Annotated in this window: 8 protein-coding genes; 1 reads left to right on the top strand and 7 read right to left on the bottom strand. The window is 36.3% G+C overall.

Annotated features, from left to right (window positions below; genetic code table 11):
* Positions 1-325: 325 nt before the first annotated feature.
* The 6 genes from csdE to GQ593_RS14200 form a co-directional block, all read right to left on the bottom strand.
* On the bottom strand, positions 326-721 hold the full coding sequence (gene csdE / locus GQ593_RS07630; protein ID WP_160431497.1) for a cysteine desulfurase sulfur acceptor subunit CsdE: 396 nt from the start codon (positions 719-721) through the stop codon (positions 326-328).
* A gap of 69 nt (positions 722-790) precedes the next feature.
* Positions 791-2014 carry a cysteine desulfurase CsdA gene (csdA, locus tag GQ593_RS07625; RefSeq protein WP_237397715.1) on the bottom strand — a complete coding sequence of 408 codons (1224 nt, stop codon included), beginning with the start codon at positions 2012-2014 and terminating at the stop codon, positions 791-793.
* On the bottom strand, positions 1971-2849 hold the full coding sequence (locus GQ593_RS07620) for a U32 family peptidase (protein WP_160431496.1): 879 nt from the start codon (positions 2847-2849) through the stop codon (positions 1971-1973). Before GQ593_RS07620 ends, csdA begins: the two co-directional genes overlap by 44 nt.
* A 157-nt stretch (positions 2850-3006) precedes the next feature.
* Positions 3007-4002, bottom strand: a complete 996-nt coding sequence (ubiU, locus tag GQ593_RS07615; RefSeq protein WP_085247546.1) for a ubiquinone anaerobic biosynthesis protein UbiU — start codon at positions 4000-4002, stop codon at positions 3007-3009.
* A 475-nt stretch (positions 4003-4477) separates the two neighbouring features.
* Positions 4478-4840, bottom strand: a complete 363-nt coding sequence (locus GQ593_RS13640; RefSeq protein ID WP_202115417.1) for a DDE-type integrase/transposase/recombinase — start codon at positions 4838-4840, stop codon at positions 4478-4480.
* 117 nt (positions 4841-4957) lie between these two features.
* Positions 4958-5047, bottom strand: coding sequence for a hypothetical protein (locus tag GQ593_RS14200; protein ID WP_442903597.1), 90 nt, complete (start codon positions 5045-5047; stop codon positions 4958-4960).
* A 266-nt stretch (positions 5048-5313) separates the two neighbouring features.
* Between GQ593_RS14200 and GQ593_RS07605 the strand changes: the two genes are divergently transcribed.
* Entirely contained in the window at positions 5314-5832 is a 519-nt protein-coding gene (locus GQ593_RS07605; RefSeq protein WP_160431495.1) for an endonuclease V, read from the top strand.
* An 82-nt stretch (positions 5833-5914) separates the two neighbouring features.
* On the opposite strand, the gene glnS is transcribed toward GQ593_RS07605, so the two are convergent.
* Positions 5915-7591 (bottom strand): glutamine--tRNA ligase, encoded by a 1677-nt coding sequence (glnS, locus tag GQ593_RS07600; RefSeq protein ID WP_160431494.1) that lies wholly within the window; start codon positions 7589-7591, stop codon positions 5915-5917.
* Positions 7592-7688 lie beyond the last annotated feature (97 nt).

The following is a 7688-nucleotide window of genomic DNA, read 5'->3' as shown; positions in this document are numbered from 1 at the left end:
TCGAGTTATGGTTGTTTTTTGCAGAATTATTATAACTCACATCATGCCGTCTAAAAAATAATCACGAAAGATCAACACGCCCTAGTCATTTCTCTATTTATGTTTGATGACATTATATTATAAATTCTCAAATAATGTGGCTTGGTGCGATGGTAATTATCATCGCAATATTCTTAAATTTTCAGGGATGCGGTATGTTATCTAATTTTTTCGCTAATTCTAAAGCTTAATTTTGATTCAATTTTTTTACAGTTTGATTCCCTTCTGTTACTTTTCAGGGTTATAAATTAACTCACACATCAAGTTAAATAAAGATTATCAAAGCTTATCTGATTGATTTTATGCGTTCAATTAATTGGGCAAGCCCTTGCAACCGTGATTGGCTTAGCTCATCAGAAATTTTTAACTGACTTAATAGTGATGAAAAATCGATAGCTGCAATTTCTTGTGCTGTTTTGTGATTAGCAATGATGATTAAAATGGCTAATAACCCTTTCACAATTCGCCCTTCGCTATCGCCACTAAAAATATAGGTATTATCTGCTTGTTTTTGATAAGTTAGCCAAACTCGGTTTTCGCAACCATTCACTTGATTTTGCGCTATTTTTTGCTGTTCAGGAAAATCAGGTAATTGCTTTGCTAACATTATTAACTGTCGATAACGATCTTGCCAAGTATGTTGTTTTGCAAATAACTTGGTTAAATTTTGCTGTGATAGCATAATATTGACCTATTTATGGTTGACTATTTTGTAAAAAACTTTCAGGAGTCTATACCGTTTAGTATAGAATTACACCAATATTTCAATTGCACTTTGCAACTCTAAAATAAATTTATCTACATCTTGCTGATTATTATAGGGCATTAATGATAGACGAATCGCACCATGGCAACCTAATTTATTCATTAAAGGTTGAGCACAAAGCTCTCCAGTGCGGATCGCAATATTTTGTTCACTTAATAAAATGGCAATATCATTATGATGAATATTATTGATATTAAACGTGATGATCGGGCTACTATCTACACTATAAAATTGAATATCAGTCAGCTGGTTTAGTTGTGATTTTGCGTAGTCAGCCAGCTGCTTTGTGTAGTTTTCTGCTTGCTTGTTATCCCAACTTTTTAACCATTGAAGTGTGGCGTTGAAGCCAAGAATACCTGCAATATTGGGTGTGCCTGCCTCAAATTTATAAGGTAGATCTTCTTGAATAAAATCATCAAATGAGGCGCTTTTTAGCATTTTACCGCCACCATGCCAAACCGACATTTGCTTAAGTAAAACTGGCTTTCCATATAAAACACCAAGACCAGTTGGTCCATACAATTTATGGGCAGAAAAAGCATAAAAATCGATATTTAACTGCTGAACATCAAGCGCATGGTGAACAATACCTTGTGCTCCGTCAACAACTAAAATCGCATTATGTTGATGAACAATGTGGCTAATTGTCGCTAAATCAGGGCAAAATCCAGTGACGTTTGACATCTGGGTAATGGCAACAATTTTGGTCTTTGCTGACAGTAGCGATGATAATTCATCAATAGCCGATGACCATTTTATGACTTTAGCACCCGTTTGTTTAGCAACAATTAACCAAGGTAATAAATTACTATGATGCTCTAATTCACTCACAATAATTTCATCATCAGGTTGTAGCAATGGACGAGCATAGCTTTGTGCGATTAAATTAATTGATTCGGTTGCACCCCGTGTCCAGATAATTTCAGTACTGTTGTTGGCATGAATCAAATCAGCAACATTTTGCCTTGCTTTATCAATCGTTGTGGTGACTTGTAAAGCATCTTGATACAAACTACGTTTTGCGGTGGCTGTATTTTGTGCATAATACGCAAATGTTGCATCAATCATCACTTGTGGTTTAAGTGCGGTTGCAGCCGAATCAAGATATACGCTTTCACTATGGAGCGCAGGGAAATCTGCTCTAAATTGCTCAGGCACAAAATGCTTATTGGGTAAGTTCAAGTCCGGCAATACCATTCCAGTAACCATTACAATCTCGTTTATGTTCAATTTGTAGTGGGTTTAATCCATCTTCGTTAGCTTTGAACTGCTTGACAATATCAAGTGTTTCAAGACCAAGTGGTGAAATTCTAACAATATCCACTAATCCTTTCATCTCTTTGAGATTATTGCCTAAGTTATAACAATAACCACTTTGAGTCTGAATGCCGTTTAGCACAAATACTTTTTGCTGTTCTTGCGAGAACACTTCACGTCCAACAGGGTAGTTAATGCAACATGTTTCACATTTATCTTTAGGCTTATCTTCCGATCGAGCGGTAAAACAACGCGCTGAATAAGCTAAAGGTAAATAACCATAACTGAATACTTCAACTTCAAAATTTCGCTTAATATTTAAACTTTCAAACTGATTAAGCACATTGGTTAACCAATCACGAGAAAGCTCAACCGGCATACACCAACGTACCATTCCTTGTTTTTGTAATAATTTTAAAGTTAACGCGTTATAACAGTTAATGGCAGGACCTGCAACAAACGGTAATTTATGCTGTTGCGCAATATTAATGGCAGCTAAATCATTTGCTTCCACTAAAAAATCACCGTTATTGACCAATTGTCGTAAGTCGTTTAATTCTGATGGCGCTTCAAGTAACGCTAGGGTTGAAAGTACCACTTGTTTACCAGATTTAGCAATTTCTTTTGCTAGTTCAAGCCAATTGGCAACTTTCATTTCACGGCGTTTGGTACACACGGTTTCGCCCATATAAATAATATCTGCTACACTCTCTTTTGCAGCATGATAAAACGCTTCTGTTGTGGTTTTAGGCCAATAATAAAGTACTGGTCCTAATGCGTATTTCATAGTTTTGCTCACAATATTGTTTATATTAGATGAATTAAATTATTAAAGATAATACCTTATCGCCTGTATTTATTTACAAAAAACAGAAGATATAAAAAGCTAAATATTACTTTAAAATGTATATTTTTTAATTAGTTGTTTTAGCAGACAAATTAAATTATTGCCATTTACGGTGATAAGCACCTAATGTTGTCTGTGTCCCTTCCGAAACAGAGCCAAGCGTATCCATCCAGCTTTTTTCCGCTTGGAATGATTGCGGATTAGATTTATAACGATCGATAGCTTGCCGCCATACTTTTGTCACTTGCTCGACATAGGCAGGACTACGCTGACGCCCCTCAATTTTAACCGAGGCAATATTAGCTGCAAACAGTTCGGGTAATAGCTCAATAGTATTTAAGCTGGTTGGCTCCTCGATTGGATGATAAAGCTCGTCACCAACAAAATAACGTCCTTTACATAACGTTGGGTAACCTGCATTTTCGCCTTTTTTATGGCAATCAATTAACACATTATTGAGTCGTGACTCAAGTCCTTTTTCGGTCTCTTCCCAACGAACAAATTTAGCTGGCGAACAAGCCCCAACCGTATTGGGTGATTCGCCAGTTAAATACGATGATAAATAACAGCGCCCTTCCGCCATAATGCACAGGCTACCGAAAGCAAATACTTCAAGCGGAACAGGAGAAACTTGTGATAGTTGTTTGACTTGATGCATCGAAAGTACACGCGGTAAAACAATGCGATGTACCTGAAAATTGTTATAGTAAAACTTAATCGACTCTTCATTGGTCGATGATGCTTGCACAGAAACATGACGCTCAAGATCAGGATACTTTTCAGCTGCATAATCAAGCATAGCAAGATCAGCAATAATTAACGCATCAGCCCCAATATTAGCTGCTGTATCAACAGCATATTGCCAACGCTGAAAATTTTCAGGATGGGCAAAGGTATTAATGGCAATATGTAATTTTTTGCCACGTTTATGTACATAATCTGAAGCTTCTAATAATCGCTTTTCATTAAAATTTAAACCAGCAAAATGACGGGCATTGGTATCATCTTTCAAACCAATATAAACAGCATCAGCACCGTTATCAATGGCCACTTTTAGTGACGGTAAAGATCCTGCTGGACAAAGAAGTTCCATAATTATTCCTAACTTAAATTCGGTAATTTATACGCAGTGTATTATGCAATAATTCCGAGTGTAATGCGAATAGAAAGCGATAGTGTTAGCTAAAAAAACATCAGATGCTTGGTTTATTGTATAAACAGTAATTCCTACAAATTATATGAATAACAATGACTGGTAAAAATCGCAGTACAAGCGATTACATTTGTTACGCTTGGAACGGCATTTTTGGGAAATATTTTATACCATATCTAATTGTATGTTTTGTAATCAGTATAAATAACACTCTGTTTAAATACAAAAATAAGATATATGGTAATATTGTGTAGAAAAACACCGAGTTGTTTACACTTCATGATAAAAATAATCCTCTAAAAACTCATAAGGTGTTTTTCCCGAAATCACCTTATGCGATTTAACCGTATTATAATAGTTAATAAAGCGTTTAAGCTTTTGTTTTCTATCTTTTGAGTCGCTAAATATTTGTTGATTATGCCACATCGCAATTCAAAGTGCGTATCACTCTTTCGGCTTTCCCATTCGTTTGTGGGCAGGCGGATTTGGTAAATTTTTGATTGATATGATCGTTATGACGCATTTTAATAAATTGAGGTTCGCTGGAGCCTTGATATTCACGTCCATTATTGGAATAAATACATGTAGTGGTATAAGGGCATTGGGCTAACACATCATTTTGTAAAAACTGTGCTGAGCTAAATTGGGATTTATCAGGGTAAATACCTGCATAAAGCTTACGTGAAAAATCATCAACGCCAACGAATAAATAGTCTATAGTTTGCTGTTGCGTTTCATTTTTAAGTAAAGGTAAACATTTGGTGTCAACGTGGAGCATTTTGCTCGGATAAGTTTTGTTATAGCATTTAGCTTGCCGTCTTAATTTATCTTCAATAGATTTTTTAACTTTAACTAGACGTTTTATACCATAACTGATGGTTTTATAACGTTCATTCTAACTGGTTAAAGGGACAAAAAGCTTCAAACGAGCTTTTTTTAGTACGTTATAAATAGTTGGACGACTGACCATAAAGCGTTTAGCCAAATCAGTGACGGTTATTTTTTCTTTATGATATAAACGCCATATGTCTTGTCTGTTATAAGGCGTTAATTTTGTTTTTTATGTATATTCATTACAGTATTTTCTCAAATTACTGTAAACAATGCGAATAATTCCTACAATTTAATAAATCAATACAGAAGTGAATATTATCAAATTGAATTAATAACAGTAATAATGTTATCTTACTCAGTTAGTTTCAATGTATTGATTCATTGATAAATAATGTTTTAAATAGAAGATAACTTAATATGATACTTGCAATTGATGTTTATTACATTGATAACCGCGCCAAAGCGGTCGGCGTTTTATTTCATCATTGGACTGATTCAACCTCAGCAATTGAACAGGTAATCACAGATTATCAAGATAATGTTGCGCCCTATCAATCAGGTCAGTTTTATCAACGTGAATTGCCTTGCATTATGTCACTGCTTGATAAAATTGATTTAAGTAAACTGACCTGTATTGTGATTGATGGTTATGTGCATTTGGATGAAGGTAAGATAGGGCTAGGTGGGCATTTGTATCATGCATTAAACAAAACCATTCCTATTATTGGTGTTGCTAAAAAGCCGTTTTCAGGCAATAGCGAGTATTTGATCGAAGTTCTCCGTGGTCAAAGCAAGCACCCGCTATATGTTACCTCGATAGGCATACCGCTAATAAATGCAGCCAATAGCATGCAATCAATGGCAGGTAAACACCGAATGCCTGATGTGCTGAGCTATTTAGATCAACAAACAAAATTATTTAAACACGAAGAATGATTTATTGAATTAGATTCAAGTAATATAAATGAGGTGGCAACAATCATTCGCCGACTCAATAAGTCGGCGATAATTGAGTTAATTATGCTTCGTTCCAGCTATCTCTTAAACCTACGGTTCGGTTAAACACAAGCTTATCTTCGGTTGCATATTTATTATCTAAACAGAAGTAGCCTTCACGTTCAAATTGATAAGCATGCTCGGCTTGTGCATGTTGTAAACTTGGCTCAACAAAACCTTGTTTAATAATTAATGAATTAGGATTAATGGTTGATAAAAAGTCCTCGGCTGCACCTGGGGTTGGCGTATTAAATAAACGATCATACAGACGAATTTCAGCTGGTTTGGCAAACTTAGCCGAAACCCAATGAATAACACCTTTCACTTTACGACCATCTTCCGGATTTTTGTTTAACGTGGCTGGATCGTAACTACAATAGATCGTTTGGATGTTGCCTTCGGCGTCTTTTTCAACGCGATCAGCACGAATAACATAAGCATTACGCAAACGCACTTCTTTACCGAGTACTAAACGTTTGTAGTTTTTGTTAGCTTCTTCCCTAAAATCAGCTCGGTCGATGTAAATTTCACGCGTGAAGGTCACTTCGCGAGCACCTAATTCTGGGCGGTTTGGGTGATTTGGCATGCTAAGCACTTCGTCAATCGTGTCTGAGAAGTTCTCGATCACAACTTTAACGGGATCTAGCACTGCCATTGCGCGAGGTGCGTTTTCGTTCAGATCTTCACGAATACAAAACTCAAGAGTACTCATTTCAACAGTATTTTCTTGCTTAGTCACCCCAATTCGACGGCAAAATTCCCGAATTGAAGCAGGTGTATAACCACGACGACGTAAACCCGATACCGTTGGCATGCGTGGATCGTCCCAACCATCAACAATTTTTTCTGATACTAATAGATTTAACTTACGTTTGGAGGTAATGGCATACTCTAAATTTAATCTTGAAAATTCATACTGATGAGGACGCGCTTCGATCGTAATATTATCTAATACCCAATCATATAAACGGCGGTTGTCTTGGAATTCAAGCGTACAAAGTGAATGGGTGATGTTTTCGATCGCATCTGAAATACAATGGGTAAAATCGTACATTGGGTAAATGCACCATTTGTTGCCTGTTTGGTGATGCTCGGCAAATTTGATGCGGTATAACACCGGATCGCGCATCACAATAAATGGCGATGCCATGTCAATTTTGGCACGTAGGCAGGCTTTACCTTCGGCGAATTTGCCTTCTTTCATTTGTGTAAAAAGAGCTAGGTTTTCTTCAACACTACGATCACGATAAGGACTATTTTTACCCGGTTGCGTTAAAGTACCACGATATTCACGAATTTCATCAGCAGACAGTTCATCTACATAAGCAAGCCCTTTATTGATGAGTTCAATTGCATAATCATATAGCCGGTCAAAATAGTCAGATGAGTAACAAATCTCACCATCCCATCCAAACCCTAACCAACGGACATCTTGTTTAATCGACTCAACATACTCTATATCTTCTTTAGCAGGATTCGTATCATCAAAACGCAAGTTACACTTACCCTGATAGTCTTGCGCAATACCAAAATTTAAACAAATTGATTTAGCATGCCCAATATGTAAATAGCCATTTGGTTCTGGCGGAAAGCGGGTATGCGTTGTTTTATATTTGCCAGCAGCAAGATCCGCATCAATAATTTGGCGGATAAAATTAGTCGGACGAGTTTCAGTCTCTGTCGGTAGTGAACCGCTCATAAAAAACCTCTGATGATATATTTATTAGAAACAAATTAAGAATATTTGCTTTGCTATTAATTCTTGTATTGGTTGATGAATATAACAAATTTTTGTT

Origin of the sequence: Gilliamella sp. Pas-s25 (assembly GCF_009795885.1) — a bacterium.
Lineage (GTDB): Bacteria > Pseudomonadota > Gammaproteobacteria > Enterobacterales > Orbaceae > Gilliamella.
The sequence above is the reverse complement of the archived record's forward strand: the minus strand, read 5'-3'. Positions and strand labels throughout refer to the sequence as shown.